Raw genomic sequence first — 16,445 nt, 5'->3', positions numbered from 1 at the left:
ATTGAAAGTTTTCCTCCTAAAATGTTACAATAGACAGTATCACTAAGTTTTAGAACAGAGAAATACTATGTCGGTAAAAAGAAAAACAAAAAGTAAAGCAAAACGCTCCACAGCTAAAAAAACAGCAGCAAAAAAATCAACACAGAAATTTTGGACGGCAAATAAAAAAATGGCGGCTTTTTTTGGCAGCTTTCTCCTTATCGTGTTTGCCTTAGCACGTCTAGGTCTTTTTGGTGTATTTTTATATAATATCATACGCATTGCAGTCGGTTCTTTAGCAATTGTCTTCTTGCTACTGGTGTTGTTTGTCATGTTTATGATGGTTTTTAAAAAAGATTTCTTTCGTGAAAATAAGCGTTTTTTACCTGGACTGCTTCTTTCTTTCTTTGGCCTTCTCTTAGTTTTTCAAGCAAGATTTGATGCGCTCTATCCTGGAAAAAAAGTTCTGACTTTAGCAATAATAGATTTGAAAAAGGGACAAGTGACTGAGTTTTTGGGTGGGGGATTTTTAGGAGACTTATTTTTTGCACCTTCCAAATCTCTCTTTTCAGTGGTTGGCGTTTATATTATTGTAGGCACTTTATGGCTCATTGCAATTTATCTCATGGCTCCTGCCTTACTTGCCCGTTTGCGGCTCTTTGTTCATAAAAATGTGAGCGCAATCCGTGAAAGTTTGGCCAAAAGGGCTGAGGCAAAACGAGCAAAGGCACTATTGAAAGAAGAAACACGTGCGCAAAAAGAAGCAGAAAAGAACGTGAAAGATTTGGAAGAAAACGAAGCTGCCTTGTCTGTAGAGTCAAGTTCAGTTTCCAATGCAGAGGTTCCGATAGCGATTCCAGATACTTCAAGTCCAACCGTGGAAGAACAAGAAAGAGTAGATCAAGAACCGATAAACTTTGAGCGATTAGATGATGAGGGCTTTTATCAGCTTCCAATGATTGATCTATTGGAGGAAATTCCAACTAAAAATCAAACAAGTGAACGAGAAAATGTTCGAAGAAACATCCAGATATTAGAACGTACTCTAGAGTCGTTCAAAATCTCAGCAACAGTTGAATCGGCAGTTGTAGGACCATCAGTTACGAAGTATGAGATTAAGTTGGCGACAGGTGTCAAAGTATCTCGTGTTGTGAATCTTTCGGATGATTTAGCATTAGCCTTAGCAGCAAAAGATGTGCGTATCGAAGCGCCCATACCAGGGAAGTCCCTCATTGGTATTGAAATTCCCAACAGCGAAGTTGCGACTGTTGGATTTCGCGAACTTTGGGAAAATGCCAAGCCCAAAACAAACAGTTTGCTGGAGCTTCCTCTAGGAAAAGCTTTGGATGGCAGTATTCGGACCTTTGACTTAACACGAATGCCTCATTTACTTGTGGCAGGTTCAACGGGTTCAGGGAAGTCCGTTGCGGTCAATGGTATTATTACCTCTATTTTGATGAAAGCTTTGCCAAGTGAGGTGAAATTCCTCATGGTTGATCCTAAAATGGTTGAACTTTCTGTTTATAATGAGATTCCTCATCTGCTTATCCCAGTGGTTACTCATCCGCGTAAAGCAGCGCGTGCCCTCCAGAAAGTGGTAGATGAGATGGAAAACCGCTATGAACTGTTCAGTCAGGCAGGGGTACGTAATATCGCAGGCTATAATGAAAAGATAGAGAAGCACAATGCCCAATCCCCAGAAAAGTATCAGACGCTTCCTTTAATCGTTGTCATTGTTGATGAGCTATCGGACTTGATGATGGTGACCAGTAAAGAAGTTGAAGATGCGATTATCCGCTTGGGACAAAAGGCTCGTGCAGCTGGAATACATATGATTCTAGCTACACAGCGTCCTTCTGTTGATGTTATTTCGGGGCTAATCAAGGCAAATGTTCCTTCACGTGTCGCTTTTGCAGTGTCAAGCGGTACTGACTCTCGAACTATTATTGATACAAATGGTGCTGAGAAACTTTTAGGACGCGGGGACATGCTTTTCAAGCCAATTGATGAAAACCACCCTGTTCGCTTACAAGGGGCTTTCTTATCAGATGACGATGTTGAAGCAGTGGTCAGCTTTATCAAAAATCAATCTCAAGCAGACTATGATGAAAGCTTTGATCCCGGGGAAGTTGAAGACGAGGGGAATAAAGCTTCTTCTACAACAAGTTCAGCTGACCCTCTTTTTGATGAAGCCCGACATCTTGTCATTTCTGCTCAAAAAGCATCAACTGCTCAACTGCAACGCGCACTTAAGGTTGGGTTCAACCGGGCCTCAGATCTAATGAATGAATTGGAGGCAGCTGGTATTGTGGGTCCAGCTAAAGGAACAACACCGCGTAAAGTTCTCGTCACACAAGACGGAGAGTTTCTCAATGGACAGGAGCTTGATGAAGAATGAATGCCTTTGATGAATTAGAAAAAATAAAAAGAGCGGGTCTGCCTCAACTATTGGTTCTCTACGGTGAAGAAGAAGATGTTGTTCAAGAACTGAAAAGCCGTCTCTTAGAGTTTGTACAATTTGACAATGCAGATTTGGGCCAAGCTTATTTTGACTTGACTCCAGCTAACGCAAACTTAGCTTTGGAAGAGTTGGAGAGTCTTCCTTTCTTCGTGGAGCAAAAGTTAGTTATTCTAGAAAATTTGTCTAATTTGACAACAGCTAAAAAGACGGTTTTTGATGACAAACAGCTTTCTCGTTTCGAAAATTTTTTGAATCATCCTGTAGAGACAACACAGCTTATTCTTATTTTGCATGGCAAGTTGGACAGTCGTTTGAAGCTGACGAAGAAGCTTAAGACCCAAGCGACTCTTTTAGAGGCTCAGGAACTTAAGCCACAGGAGTTAACCAGAGTTTTTGCAGATACAGGTTTTTCCAGCGGTGTTCTTCAACGAGTATTTGAAAAATCTAATTTTTCTTTCCCAGTGGTTAAACAAAATCTTTCCTTGCTCAAAACTTATGTTGGCGAAAGAGAAGTGACAGTCGAGGATGTTGAAAAGGTTGTTCCTAAGTCACTTCAAGACAATATTTTTCTACTGACAGATCTGATTTTGAAAGGAAAGGTGGCTGAAGCACGCGAACTTGTTCACGATTTAATCCTGCAAGGCGAGGAACTTATCAAAATATTGGTTATTTTAACCAACTCTTTTCGCCTGTATTATCAGGTTAAAGTGATGCAAAGCAAAGGCTGGAATGAAGCAAAGCAAACCTCTGCTCTCAAAATTCATCCCTATCGTATCAAATTGGCAAATCAACAGGTAAGAAAAATGCAGGAGAACTATTTGTCTAGAGCATTATTGTCTCTCATTGAACTTGATTATAAAATAAAGAGTTCAGGTGTGGATGCAAATTATTTGTTCGATTTAGCCTTGATTAAGTTAGCTTTGAAAGACTTATAGTAAGCCACTCAAGACGATTGTTTTCACTGATGAGCTGACTTGAAAAATGGGAAAAAATCTGCTATGATAAAAAGTGATAAAACTTTGATATGAAATGATAAAAGAGGACGATATGGCAACATTTAAATTTACACCTAAAGATATCTATGAAGCTGACTTTGGAACAAAAATGCGAGGTTATGATAAAGAAGAAGTTGACGAGCTCCTCGATGACGTCATTCAAGATTACGAAGCTTTTCAAGCAGAGATATTACGCCTGCAGGAAGAAAACGAATTTTTGAAGAAAAAAATCGTTGAACTAGAATCTCAAGCAAGCCGTCCAAATCAGGCGAATTTGGAAGAAACACAACGCTTGGATAACATGAGTCGCGTGGTTTCAAACCGTTTGAGTAAACCTCGAACAGAAATTAGCCAGCCAAGCAATTTTGAATTACTTAAGCGTATCAATCGTTTGGAACAAGCCGTTTTTGGCCCAGGAAATGCTTCAAATGAAGAAGCTTAAGTCTGGCTTTATACTTTAATGAAAAAGAAAAAAACAGTTTTTGGATAACTGCGTGGTACGAATGTGTATCATGAGGAAAGTCCATGCTCGCACGGGCTGCGATGCCCGTAGTGTTTGTGCTTGGTGAAACAATAAACCAAGGTAGGAGTGTCATGCCTAACGGCTGAAGAAAGTGCTAAGTCTTTTGATATGCATGAGTATTCTGTAAAAGTGCCAAAGAGACGAGGCTTGCTGGAAACGGTAAGATTGGAACGTGGTAAACCCCTCAAGCGAGCAACCCAAACTTATGGTCGGGGCACTTGACTAGCCGAACTGAAGGCGTGGTCGAGGGAGAAGTCTTTCTTCTTCAGACAGATGGTTATCGACGGTCGCAAGACCTGAACAAAACATGGCTTATAGAAAACTGTATGACACGCTGGGCTAGTCCCAGCTTTTTTTAGAAAGAAACAAAGGAAAAAATGAAAAATAATTTTAAGCTGATGGCTACTGCAGCAGCAGGTTTAGAGAGTTTGGTTGCTCGTGAATTACGCAATATGGAGATTGAAAATGTTACGATTGACGATCGTTCGCGTGTCTTTTTTACAGGAGATACAAAAACGATTGCTCAAGCAAATACTTGGCTTCGTACAGCAGATCGTGTAAAGATTGTTGTGGGGGAATTTAAGGCACGTACCTTTGATGAACTCTTTGAAAATGTCTATGCGCTCGATTGGGAAGACTATATTCCCTTTGGTTCAGCCTTCCCTGTAAGCAAGGCGAAGTCTGTGAAATCTACCTTACATAATGAGCCAAGTGTTCAAGGTATCACTAAAAAAGCTATCGTGAAGAAATTGCAAAAGGCCTACCATCGTCCAGAAGGTGTGCCTATCCCAGAAAATGGTGCAAGCTTCTCCATTGAGATTGCGATTCACAAGGATAATGCAACGGTGACGATTGACACAACGGGAGACTCTCTCTTCAAACGGGGCTATCGTGTTGAAAAGGGCGATGCACCATTGAAGGAAAACATGGCGGCAGCGATTATTATGTTGACAAACTGGTTGGCCAATCCCAAACGTATGTTTGTTGACCCTACATGTGGGTCAGGAACATTCACGATTGAGGCTGCCATGTTGGCACTCAATATGGCACCAGGTCTTAACCGCAAGTTTGCCTGTGAAGCTTGGTCATGGATGAAGCCAGAAGTTTTTGAAGATGTACGTCAAGCAGCAAAACAAGCAGTACGTAAAGATTTGGAACTCGATATCCAAGGATTCGATATCGATGGTCGGATGGTTGAGATTGCAAAAAGTAACGCACTTGCAGCTGGACTTGACCATGTGATAAAATATAAACAGATGCGCCTGCAAGATTTTCGTACAGATGCTCTTGATGGGGTTATCGTATCGAATCCTCCATACGGAGAACGTTTGGGAGATGAAGATTCAGTTGCAGGGCTCTATAAAGAGATGGGAGCAACTTTTGCGCCACTCGAAACTTGGAGCAAATATATTCTGACGAGTGATATTGCTTTTGAAACACATTACGGAGCGAAAGCAACGAAAAAGCGTAAACTCTATAACGGAACATTGCGTACAGACTTGTATCAATATTTTGGAAAAAGAATAAAAAATAAGCAAATGCTATGGAGATCTAAATGACAGAAGAAAAAGATAAAGATATCAAAAATTCTGGCGAAAAAGTCTTAAAACTTGGCGATGTCTCGGACTTCACCGTAGGTGAGATTGTGAAAAAAGCAGAAAGAGTAGATAAAGAAAATAGCGCAAGTGAAAGCGTGCTTGACAAGTATATTCGTCAACATCGTGGGGAGATAGAAGCTGTTAAAAATCAAGCCCTAGAAAAGTATATTCAAGCAGAACGAAAAAAGATGAGCCAAGAAGATACGGCTGCTCTTAGCGATGAGGCTTCTGACGTTAAGAAGGAACCGGAAGAGCTTTCAAAAGAAACTGGGGAGCTTTCGGAAGAGAGAAGCACAGAGGCAGTCACTTCTTCTGAAGATGTGCCTACGGAATCTTATCCGGAAGATCTGAACTCTAAGGAAAAAATATCTGAATTTGATGAGGTAGAAGTTGTTGATGACCTTCCCCCAGTTTTTCCGATTTCAGAGGATAAGGCAGCTGTAGAGCCTGGAACAGAAGAAATAGAGAAGGAGGAAGTCTCCGAACAGTCAACACAGACTCTTGCGGTGGAAGAGTCTTCTGCTGAATTCGGCGAATCGTCAAGGAAAGCTATTGATGAAGCTTCTCTAGGTGACGTTTCTGAGACAGAAAAGGTTCGACCAGTTGAGCAAGATGTGGTGGCAGGAGAGCCGTTATTGAAGCCAACAGCGGCTGTAACTGAAAGTGAACCAGAGGACAGCACAAAAGATACTCCAGAAAAGAAAAATAACAAAAAACCACTCATCATTGGTCTTTGTGCATTCATCCTTTTAGCAGCTGGCGGTGCGGGTTATGCACTTTATAACCATAACAATAATCAAAAGGCGGCAGAACAAGCCGCAGCTATAACTAAGGAAAATTTAACTGCTTTTAATAAAGCTTATGACGAATTTTTTACAGATTCAGACCATCTTTTTTTGAAGAACTCGAACTTTGATCAGCTGGAAAACTTAAAAGAAAAGCTTTCAAAACTAAAAGGTCAGGACTTTGAGTCTGCTGAAAAGAAAGTGAACGAACTCGAAGCACAAATCGCTGCAGTAGAGAAAGTCAACGCACTCTTTAATAAGCCAGTCCTTGTAGATGGGAAGTTAGATGAAGCTGCTCAAGTCAAAACAGCAGTTACTTTACCAGCCGTACCAAAAACGGCAAATGAAAGTCTGAATGAGGTACTAGAAAAGGCGATTAATTTGGCAAAGAAACAGCAAGCTGAAGCGAAAGCTAAAGAAGAGCAAGCTGCAGCCTCTGCTCAAAATAATAGAAACTCCGCTGCGTCTGGTCAGGCAGCAGGGAACTCTAGCCCTGCTGTCACTGAACAGGCAAGCGGATCAGCAAATGCGCCTACACCTTCAACTGAAAATCAAGGGACACAAAGCTCTACTCCAACAGTCGGTGGTATGCCGAATGGTGCGCAAAATCCAACAGGGGCTATACCGGACAATTCTAATGCACGTGTTCAGCCTCAGCCTAATCTGAACCCTAATGATCCGGCGTTCACTTGGAGTCCAGGAATTAGGGATAAAGTCTTGAATATTGCGCGGCAACGTGGCTATATTTCTGGTAATAATTTTATTCTTTTACCAGTAGCTATTCACACAATGACTTCAGGCTTTATGGCTGGTCAAGTTGCGGGATATTACAATCTCTATCGTCCAGATGGCAGTTACTTACTGACAATCAATGCCAAGACAGGCTATTTCTTTGGAAATGGTAAAGGTTTGCCTACTGATTTTGGATAAAGAATAAAAACTTCTTTGCTCATGTGAACAGAGAAGTTTTTTTGAACTTAGTTATAACCATACGATAAGATACAAAGGGCGTGCTACTCTTGGGAGAATTTCTTTTAACTTGCCTCTGCTAGAAGAGGGGCTCAAAAAACTCAGCTTGCCTTATCAGTATCAAAGAAGCAGGAGACTTTATGGCTGCTGTTATGAACCAAAAAGCTTTAGAAATGGATGAATGTATGCAAGATTCCTCCAGTGGCATAACGAAGATAACTTATAAGCCTGTTCCAGAAAATTTCAAACATTCCTTTGTCCTCCGTCCTCTTTTCAAAAGTTTGCTGCAGTATTTGCAAGCAGATTTGGAGAAATGCCTAGGCGCTAGCAGGAATTTTCATAGACGACATGCTGTTTCATTTAATTATGGGATGAAAATAAGATATAATATGTAAAAATAGTTCAAGGAGGCTTGCTATGCTCAAAATCGCGTTTATCTGTGTGCATAATTCATGCCGCTCACAAATTGCAGAAGCACTCGGTAAAAAGTTTGTTGGGGACAAGTTTGAATTTTATTCTGCAGGTACCGAGACAAAGCCACAAATTAATCAAGATGCCGTCCGTTTGATGAAAGAACTCTATAATATAGATATGGAAAAAACACAAGCTTCAAAGTTGTTACAAGATATTCCACCTGTGGATATTGTAATTACTATGGGCTGCAACGTTGATTGTCCCTATCTTCCTTGCAAATATCGAGAAGATTGGGGATTAGAGGATCCAACAGGTCAAGATGATGAGGTTTTCAAAGACACTATCCAACGGATTGAAGAAAAGATAGTGGCGTTGAGGCATCGGAATTTTTAAGGGAAAACAAAAAAAGCACCTTTGAGCTTGACAGGTATGTTAAGGCGCTTTTCTCATGCATATATGAGTAATTTTTAGAAAATCATCAATTCTTTATTTGTTTGAGTTAAAGGCTCACAGCCAGTTTTAGTGACATAGAGGCAGTCCTCGATACGTACGCCGACCTTACCTGGAATGTAGATGCCTGGTTCATCAGAGAAACACATGCCTTCCTCAATGATAATATCCTCAGAGCCACCAATGGATGGGAATTCATGGACGTCCATACCGATACCATGACCAAGACGGTGGACGAAGTACTCACCATAACCAGCTTTGCTAATCACATCACGGGCTACTTTATCAATTTCGAGAGCAGATACTCCAGGTTTTACAAAATCCATAGCTGCCAGTTGTGCTTCAAGAACGATTTTGTGGATATCTGCATCAAAATCAGACGGTTTTCCAATAGAGATGGTACGTGTAGCATCAGAAGCGTAGCCGTTTTTCATGACACCGAGGTCAAAGAGCAAGAGTTTATTGTCTTGGATTTTGACATCTTCTGGCATACCGTGAGGATTAGCTGCACGAGCACCTGAGAGCACGATTGTTTCAAAACTCATCTGTGGCACGCCCATACGTTTCATTTCGTATTCAATTTTGGCAACAACATCTGTTTCTGTACGGTCAGAATTTGCATATTCAAAACCAATTTCGAAACATTTATCTGCGTACTCACCAGAGATTTTCATTTTTTCGATTTCATCGGCAGATTTGATTAAACGCATCCGTTCCACCAATGGTGTCAAGTTAACAAATTCAACACCAGAAAATTGCGATTTGAGTCCTTCAGTTTTTGACAAGGGGATGTCAGAAAATTCCACTGCGATTTTTTTGATATTTCTTGAACCTAGGTGTTCCTTAATAACAGCCCAGGGATTTTGAGAATCTTCATAGCCAAAGATATCAAAACCAGTCGTGTTTTCTTTAGCTTTTTCTACTTCCAAAGCAGGCGTGAAAAGTGAAGGTGCTTTATCAGGGAAAACCATCAAACCAGCGATACGCTCGTGTGGATCAATAGCCAGACCTGTCAAGTAGTTCAAGGTCGTAGGATTGGTAATGAAAGTCATGTCAACTTCATTTTCGCTCAGAAAATTAGAGATACGTTCGATTTTGCTCATAGTATCCACCTTTCTATAAATTATTATCTCTATTGTACGCTAAATCTTAAAAAAAAGCATGCTTTAAATTAAGGAAATTGTAACACTGAAAATTATTGAAATGGTTTTCAAAAAATGCTATAATTAAATTTGGGAAAAGTTTTCACAAATATTAAAAAATATAAAAACGGACAAGATTATTAAAATTGAGGTTTTAAAAGAATGGAAGAATCAACAACAACAATTTATGACGTTGCTCGAGTTGCTGGGGTATCGATGGCTACCGTAAGTCGTGTGGTCAATGGCAATGCGAACGTCAAAGAGAAAACACGTCAGAAAGTTCTAGATGCAATTGAAGAATTGGACTATCGTCCTAACGCAGTTGCCCGTGGTCTTGCAAGTAAACGTACAACGACAGTTGGGGTTGTTCTCCCAACGATTACGTTACCATATTTTGCAGAGATTGCGCGGGGAATTGACGATATTGCATCAATGTATCAATACAATGTCATTCTGGCCAACAGTGATGGAGAGGAAGAAAAAGAACTAAAAGTTATTGAGAGCCTCTTTTCTAAGCAAGTTGACGGTATCGTTTATATGGGAAGCTTCATGACTGAAAAAGTGCGCAAGCAACTTCAATCAACACGCACTCCCATCGTTTTGGCTGGGATGATTGATGTGGATAAGCGAATGTCGTCAGTAAATATTGACTATCGTCTCGCCGCTCATCAAACGACTTCTGAATTGATCCAAAATAATAAGCGTATCGCCTTTGTTTCAGGCTCTCTAGAAGAAGCTGAAAATACGGAACGTATGGTGGGCTACCAAGAGGCTCTGGAGGAAGCGGGACTGAAATTTGACGAATCTCTTGTTTTTGAAGGAAATTATAGCTCTGAAAATGGTCTGGCTTTAGCTGAGCAAATGCTATCTAAAAAGATTGATGCAGCAATTGTATCTTATGATACTGTTGCAGTAGGTCTGCTTAATGCTTTGCTTGCTAAGGGAGTAAAAGTTCCTGAAGACTTTGAGATTATTTCTGGTTCAAACAGCCCAATCACAGCCTATATGTATCCAGGTTTAACCTCTGTGAACCAACCTCTGTATGATATCGGTGCAGTTTCTATGCGTTTGTTGACAAAATTAATGCATAAAGAAGAAATTGAGGAAAATCAATTGATTCTCGCTCACCAAATCATTAACCGTGGTTCTACAAAGTAAAGAATAAAAAAGATAGAACAATAGACGAAATCGTTCAAAAGGACACGAGAGAGTGTTGCCCTGAACGATTTTTCTATAGCGGTTTTTTATTAGCTTCCTTGTCAACTCCTGTGATTGAACATGATATGATGAAGCAAAAAAAGGGAAACTCAGAGCTTCATCAAACTTCTTATCTTCTTGATATCCGGAAAAACGAAGCGATATTAGGCGAAAAAGCACTAAATTGCAAAGCGTAAATGAAAAGTTATTTGACTTTCACACGAAAGCATGATACCATAGAGAAGTAAATTAGTCTAAGTTATATATTTTATATGTTTTCTTTCACACAATGATTTACAAATTTGACGAAAGGAAATGTATACTATGACAAAAGGAACTGTAAAATGGTTTAACGACTCTAAAGGTTTTGGTTTTATCACTGCTGAGGATGGTACTGATGTGTTTGCACACTTTACACAAATCCAAAGTGATGGTTTCAGAAAGCTGGAAGAAGGCGAAAAAGTTGCCTTTGATATTGAGCAAGGTCAACGTGGACCTCAAGCATCAAACATCATTAAAGGATAATTATGGCACTCTTAAAGGGGTGCTTTTCTTATTGTGAAAAACAGGTGGGTCTTGCCAGACTTGTAAGCGACGAATTCACTGAGTTTAAAAAGTGGCTTGAAGTGCAGACGGTCATTCCTTGGGCTGGAGGAAGACCACGTTTGGACAAATTTACCCAAATTAATAAGTTTAAAGAAGGCGCAAAATCAAGCATCGACATGTATAATAGGGTTACATTTGGTAAGGCTAACAAGATGTGCTAAACTTAAAAGTATGAGGAAAACGAAAATTGTAGTGCCTGTTCTTCCGACAAATATGGCAGAAGTACAGGCCTTGGATGTAGAAAAATACAGTGAAGCCGATATTATTGAATGGCGTGCTGATTTTTTGGGGGATACAGCCGTGATTCTAGAAGCTGCCCCCTTAATATTTGACAAATTTAAGGAGTTTCCGCTTCTTTTTACTGTGCGTACGGCACATGAAGGAGGAAAGTTGTCCATTTCTAAAAAAGATTATGTCGCACTTTTGCAGGAAATAGCTAAATTTGATCCTGCTTATATTGACCTTGAATATTTTTCCTACCGTAAAGCCTTGCCGCAACTTCTTGATTTAAAAGAAAAAATTGTACTTTCTTACCATAATTTTTCCGAGTCTCCGACAGATTTGACAGGCAGAATAATGAAAATGCACAAAGAAGGGACAGCATTTGTAAAAGTTGCCATTATGGCACAGCGGGAATGTGATGTTTTAGACCTTTTACAGATTACACGAGATTTTACTGTAGAGTTTGGTCAAAAATTTATCAGTATCGCCATGGGAGAGATGGGCAAATTGACGCGGGTCTCTGGTGGCTTAACAGGTTCCTTGTGGACTTTTGCGCCGCTTGAAGAGGAAGCAGGGAGTGCTCCTGGACAAATCGCATTGCCTCAAATGCTGGATATCCTCAATGCCTTAGAGGAGTAATATTCGGTTTTTCCACATATTAAGTCAATAAAACAAGAATATTTAAGAATTTCCCGAAAAAATTCAGCCAAAATGGTATAATTTATAGTAAGTTAGAAATTTGGAGGAACTATGGTTATCAATCGTTACAGTCGTCCAGAAATGGCGGCAATCTGGTCGGAGGAAAACAAGTACAGAGCATGGCTTGAAGTGGAAATTCTCGCAGATGAAGCTTGGGCTGAGCTTGGTGAAATTCCAGCTGAAGATGTGAGAAAAATTCGGGAAAATGCGAGTTTTGATGTTGAGCGCATTTTAGAAATCGAAAAAGAGACACGCCATGATGTGGTAGCCTTTACGCGTGCCGTTTCAGAAACGCTTGGTGAAGAAAGAAAGTGGGTCCATTATGGACTGACATCGACAGATGTTGTTGATACTGCCTATGGTTATCTCTACAAGCAAGCCAACGATATTATTCGCCGTGATTTGGCCAACTTTTTGGAAATCATCGCCGATAAAGCACGTGAACATAAATATACAGTATGTATGGGGCGTACGCACGGTGTACATGCAGAACCGACAACATTTGGTCTCAAATTAGCAACGTGGTACTCAGAAATGAAGCGTAATATTGAGCGCTTTGAGCATGCTGCGAAGGGAGTCGAGGCAGGGAAAATCTCAGGTGCTGTGGGGACTTTTGCTAATATTCCTCCTTTTGTCGAAGAATATGTTTGTGAAAAGCTCGGCATTCGTCCACAAGAGATTTCGACACAAGTACTGCCGCGAGATTTGCATGCCGAGTATTTCAGTACTTTAGCACTTATTGCGACATCTATTGAACGTATGGCGACAGAAATCCGTGGATTACAAAAGTCCGAACAACGTGAAGTAGAAGAATTCTTCGCCAAAGGTCAAAAAGGTAGCTCAGCAATGCCACACAAACGTAATCCTATCGGTTCGGAAAATATGACTGGTTTGGCGCGTGTTATCCGGGGACATGTTGTGACAGCTATGGAAGATGTTGTTTTGTGGCATGAACGTGATATTTCACACAGTTCTGCAGAACGTATCATCGCACCAGACACCACAGAATTGATCAACTATATGCTGAACCGCTTCGGCAATATTGTTAAAAATCTGACTGTTTTCCCAGAAAATATGAAACGCAATATGGATGCGACTTTTGGCTTGATTTACAGCCAACATGTGATGCTGATGCTGATTGAAAAAGGGATGACACGTGAAGAAGCTTATGATTTGGTGCAACCATTGACTGCGAAATCATGGGATGAGCAGCTCATGTTCCGTCCGCTTGTAGAAAATAATGAAAAGATTCGTGAAAAACTTGCAGAGGAAGATATTGATGCTGCCTTTGATTATAATTATCACTTGTCACGTGTTGACGTAATCTTTGAACGTTTAGGTTTGTAAATGACTTTCAGAACTTCAGTGCTATAAAAATAGCTTATATAAGGAGACGATAATGACAGTAGAAGATTACTATGCTACCTTGGACTCTAGCCAAGACCCACATGTTTTAGCTCTGAGAAAGTTGATTATGGAGAATGCTCAGGTTGAGGAGGTTATCGCCTGGTCCATGCCGACTTTCAAGCTCAAAGCTACGGGGAAAAATTTCTTATCAATCAAAGCAACTAAGAAATTCGTCTCCTTATATATTTTTCAGGACAAGGGTGGCGATTCTGCCCAGCAGGAAATTATTTTCGATACTTTCAAAGATTATGCGCCCTCTACTGGTGGCGGGGGTCAGATGATTACTGTTCGTTTTGACTATAAGAAAGACCTGCCTGAGCAATTGCTGAAAGACTTTATTCAATTTCAAGTGAAGGCAGTAACAGAAAAATGAATGTTTAAAATGGACTTTAGGTTCATTTTTTTATTTGGAAAAGTAACTCATAATTAGTCCATTGATTTATTTCAGATTAAAATTTAGAAGGATAGAAACTCTACATTTCTATCTTTATAACAATTCAGTATTGACTAATATGTATAACTTTGTTATCATATTAGTATAAACTAATATGAAGAAAAAGGCCTATGAATTTAACAGAAAAACGTCAAAAACTGATACACGGTTTATCAAACAGAACAAGGCTTATGGTTCTGGAGGCCTTGCGTGACAAGGAAATGACCGTAACAGAACTCTTAGATGAAACAAAAGCTGGACAGTCCAATCTTTCACAACACCTGTCTTGTTTAAGGGACTGTGGTTTAATCACAAGTCGTAAGGAGGGAAAGTATATCTATTACTCTTTGACGACATCAGAGCTCAACCATTTACTGGAAGTCATTGATGCCACAGTAGAGTCAATGCACTGGTTACCAACGGAAGACATACATTGTGATACATATATAAATTAAAAGGAGTTTCATATGTTTAAAACTACTCGAAAAAATACACATCATCATGCAGCACATTGTGTCAAAGAGGCTTGCAATTGCCTTTGTCATCAAGCTAAATCTGTGAGAACCGAGTCTGGTGAGTGTTCAGCTAGCACAGAGCTGCTAGAGTCCTCAGATGATTCAGAGCCAGCCTGTTGTAACAACAGCCTAAAATTAAAGTCAGATTTAGAGGAAAATGAAAAGAATAGTCATGAACTGTTGATTATCATTTTTTCAGCTCTATTATTAGCAGTTTTGAGCTTTTTAGATTTTCCTCCACATTTTAAGTTTCCGCTGTTTATCCTGACCTATCTTTTGATTGGACACAGCGTTCTACTTAAGGCGATAGAAAAATTGCTTAAGGCTGATATTTTTAACGAATTCTTCTTGATGAGTATCGCGACTGCCGGAGCGTTTGCCTTAGGGGAATATGCGGAAGCGATCGCTGTGATGCTTTTTTACCAAGTGGGGGAGTATTTCCAAGACAGAGCCGTTGGAAAGAGTAAAAAGTCAATCGTGTCCTTGATGGATCTTCGGCCAGAAGTTGCAACTGTCAAAAGACAGGGAAAACTCGTCAGTGTTTCTCCAGAAGCAGTTGCTGTCGGTGAAATAATACAAGTGAAAGCTGGTGAAAAAGTGCCTCTTGATGGCAAGATATTATCGGGACAGTCAAGTGTCAATACAGCTGCGTTGACAGGAGAATCTTTGCCACGAGAAGTGAAAAAAGGCGATGAAGTTCTCTCAGGCTTTCTCAATATTAATGGCCTTCTCGAAGTGGAAGTTGTAAAAACTTTTGGCCAGTCCTCAGTCTCTAAAATCCTCAATCTGGTCGAAAATGCTCAGGAAAACAAAGCGCCCACAGAGCAGTTTATTTCGAAGTTTGCCCGTTACTATACTCCTATCGTTGTGGTTGCAGCTCTCATAATAGCTCTCCTGCCTCCACTTTTCTTCCAGCAAGATTGGTCTGTCTGGTTGAAACGAGCTTTTACTTTCCTCATCATCTCCTGCCCTTGTGCGCTTGTGGTTTCTATTCCTCTAGGCTTCTTTGCGGGGATTGGGGCAGCATCGAAAAAGGGTATCTTGGTTAAGGGAGGGAACCATCTTGAAGCACTGACAAAGGTCAAGCGAGTTCTCTTTGATAAAACGGGAACGCTTACCCAAGGAAACTTTAAAGTCACTCAGGTCTTTCCTGAAAAAGGTGTTTCGAAAGAAGAACTCTTACAACTGGCGGCTATTGGCGAGTTAAACTCCACTCATCCTCTGGGGCTGGCTCTAAAAGAAAATCAAAACTTAGAGGAGGCTGTGATTACAGCAACAGAGGAGATTTCTGGACACGGCACACGCACGTTTTATAATGGCGATGAAATTCTGGTAGGAAATGCGAAGCTTATGCAGCGCTATGCTATTGCTTTCCAAGAGAGTGATGCGATAGGTTCGTTGCTCTATGTAGCGAAAAATGGACAGTATCAAGGTCTTATCCTTGTCGCTGATGTGCTCAAAGAGGATGCTCAAGAAGCAATTGTTGAGTTGAACAAGCTTCATGTCTCTCAAACCATGCTCACTGGAGACAGTCAAAAAGTAGCAGCAGTAGTTGCAGAAAAGTTGAATATAAGCGATTATCATGCCAATCTCCTCCCAGAGGATAAGGTCTCTATTCTGGAAAGCCTTCTGCAGAAAGAAGAAGGTCTAACTGCCTTTGTTGGAGATGGCATCAATGATGCACCAGTTATCGCACGGGCTGATGTAGGTTTTGCCATGGGCGGGTTAGGCTCAGATGCAGCTATCGAAACGGCTGACATTGTATTGATGACGGATAAACCTTCAAGCATCGCCCAATCTATAAAAATTGCCAGGAAGACAAAACGTCTGGTCGTGCAAAACATTGTATTAGCCCTAGGTGTGAAATCAGTTTTCCTCCTTCTTGCTGTTTTTGGTATTGCGACCATGTGGGAAGCCGTGATTGCTGACGTAGGTGTGACCATCTTGGCCATACTTAATGTGCTAAGGCTTTTAAAATAAGAATTTGCTCCTGCTTAGCTAGGAGCTTTTGTTATGACTGAATTCCATTTTTCTCATCAAACACTCATTT

The 16,445-nt window shown here is 40.5% G+C and carries 16 protein-coding genes and 1 other RNA gene; 16 read left to right on the top strand and 1 reads right to left on the bottom strand.

Annotated features, from left to right (window positions below; translation table 11 throughout):
• The first annotated feature begins 67 nt into the window (after positions 1–67).
• The 8 genes from B4H39_RS02660 (at position 68) to B4H39_RS02625 (ending at position 8,117) form a co-directional block, all read left to right on the top strand.
• Positions 68–2,377, top strand: a complete 2,310-nt coding sequence (locus tag B4H39_RS02660) for a DNA translocase FtsK (RefSeq protein ID WP_286927485.1) — start codon at positions 68–70, stop codon at positions 2,375–2,377.
• Positions 2,374–3,375: a DNA polymerase III subunit delta gene (gene holA / locus B4H39_RS02655; RefSeq protein WP_251423129.1), complete on the top strand. Its 1,002-nt coding sequence runs from the start codon at positions 2,374–2,376 to the stop codon at positions 3,373–3,375. Before B4H39_RS02660 ends, holA begins: the two co-directional genes overlap by 4 nt.
• A gap of 112 nt (positions 3,376–3,487) precedes the next feature.
• Positions 3,488–3,877 (top strand): DivIVA domain-containing protein, encoded by a 390-nt coding sequence (locus B4H39_RS02650; protein WP_202231082.1) that lies wholly within the window; start codon positions 3,488–3,490, stop codon positions 3,875–3,877.
• Positions 3,878–3,913: 36 nt separating this feature from the next.
• An RNA gene (rnpB, locus tag B4H39_RS02645) (RNase P RNA component class B) lies at positions 3,914–4,278 on the top strand.
• Between the two features lie 57 nt (positions 4,279–4,335).
• Positions 4,336–5,517, top strand: a complete 1,182-nt coding sequence (locus B4H39_RS02640; protein WP_251423126.1) for a THUMP domain-containing class I SAM-dependent RNA methyltransferase — start codon at positions 4,336–4,338, stop codon at positions 5,515–5,517.
• Complete coding sequence (locus tag B4H39_RS02635; protein ID WP_251423123.1) at positions 5,514–7,271, top strand: cell division site-positioning protein MapZ family protein; 1,758 nt, start codon at positions 5,514–5,516, stop codon at positions 7,269–7,271. The genes B4H39_RS02640 and B4H39_RS02635 overlap by 4 nt, the downstream gene beginning before the upstream one ends.
• A 179-nt stretch (positions 7,272–7,450) precedes the next feature.
• Positions 7,451–7,705: a hypothetical protein gene (locus tag B4H39_RS02630; protein WP_251423120.1), complete on the top strand. Its 255-nt coding sequence runs from the start codon at positions 7,451–7,453 to the stop codon at positions 7,703–7,705.
• Between the two features lie 22 nt (positions 7,706–7,727).
• Entirely contained in the window at positions 7,728–8,117 is a 390-nt protein-coding gene (locus B4H39_RS02625; protein ID WP_251423117.1) for an arsenate reductase ArsC, read from the top strand.
• A gap of 74 nt (positions 8,118–8,191) precedes the next feature.
• Here B4H39_RS02625 and B4H39_RS02620 read toward each other — a convergent pair whose 3' ends face one another.
• Entirely contained in the window at positions 8,192–9,277 is a 1,086-nt protein-coding gene (locus B4H39_RS02620) for a M24 family metallopeptidase (RefSeq protein WP_251423114.1), read from the bottom strand.
• A gap of 201 nt (positions 9,278–9,478) precedes the next feature.
• Here B4H39_RS02620 and ccpA point away from each other — a divergent pair, with 201 nt between their 5' ends.
• The 8 genes from ccpA to B4H39_RS02580 all read left to right on the top strand — a co-directional run bounded on the left by ccpA (position 9,479) and on the right by B4H39_RS02580 (position 16,375).
• Positions 9,479–10,474, top strand: a complete 996-nt coding sequence (gene ccpA, locus B4H39_RS02615) for a catabolite control protein A (protein ID WP_286927484.1) — start codon at positions 9,479–9,481, stop codon at positions 10,472–10,474.
• A gap of 363 nt (positions 10,475–10,837) precedes the next feature.
• A complete protein-coding gene (locus tag B4H39_RS02610) occupies positions 10,838–11,038 on the top strand; it encodes a cold-shock protein (RefSeq protein ID WP_202231088.1) in 201 nt (66 codons plus the stop codon).
• Positions 11,039–11,040: 2 nt separating this feature from the next.
• Positions 11,041–11,280 carry a hypothetical protein gene (locus tag B4H39_RS02605; RefSeq protein ID WP_251423111.1) on the top strand — a complete coding sequence of 80 codons (240 nt, stop codon included), beginning with the start codon at positions 11,041–11,043 and terminating at the stop codon, positions 11,278–11,280.
• Positions 11,281–11,290: 10 nt separating this feature from the next.
• Positions 11,291–11,980: a type I 3-dehydroquinate dehydratase gene (gene aroD / locus B4H39_RS02600; RefSeq protein WP_251423108.1), complete on the top strand. Its 690-nt coding sequence runs from the start codon at positions 11,291–11,293 to the stop codon at positions 11,978–11,980.
• A 111-nt stretch (positions 11,981–12,091) separates the two neighbouring features.
• Positions 12,092–13,387 (top strand): adenylosuccinate lyase, encoded by a 1,296-nt coding sequence (gene purB, locus B4H39_RS02595; protein ID WP_251423105.1) that lies wholly within the window; start codon positions 12,092–12,094, stop codon positions 13,385–13,387.
• Positions 13,388–13,439: 52 nt separating this feature from the next.
• On the top strand, positions 13,440–13,820 hold the full coding sequence (locus tag B4H39_RS02590) for an iron chaperone (protein ID WP_251423102.1): 381 nt from the start codon (positions 13,440–13,442) through the stop codon (positions 13,818–13,820).
• A gap of 191 nt (positions 13,821–14,011) precedes the next feature.
• Positions 14,012–14,335 carry an ArsR/SmtB family transcription factor gene (locus B4H39_RS02585; RefSeq protein ID WP_251423099.1) on the top strand — a complete coding sequence of 108 codons (324 nt, stop codon included), beginning with the start codon at positions 14,012–14,014 and terminating at the stop codon, positions 14,333–14,335.
• Positions 14,336–14,347: 12 nt separating this feature from the next.
• Positions 14,348–16,375, top strand: coding sequence for a heavy metal translocating P-type ATPase (locus B4H39_RS02580; protein ID WP_251423096.1), 2,028 nt, complete (start codon positions 14,348–14,350; stop codon positions 16,373–16,375).
• Positions 16,376–16,445 lie beyond the last annotated feature (70 nt).

The organism is Lactococcus sp. UBA7128 (assembly GCF_002492185.1).
Taxonomy (GTDB): Bacteria; Bacillota; Bacilli; order Lactobacillales; family Streptococcaceae; genus Lactococcus; species Lactococcus muris.
Note: the sequence above shows the minus strand (reverse complement) of the source record. Positions and strands in the feature narration are given on the sequence as shown.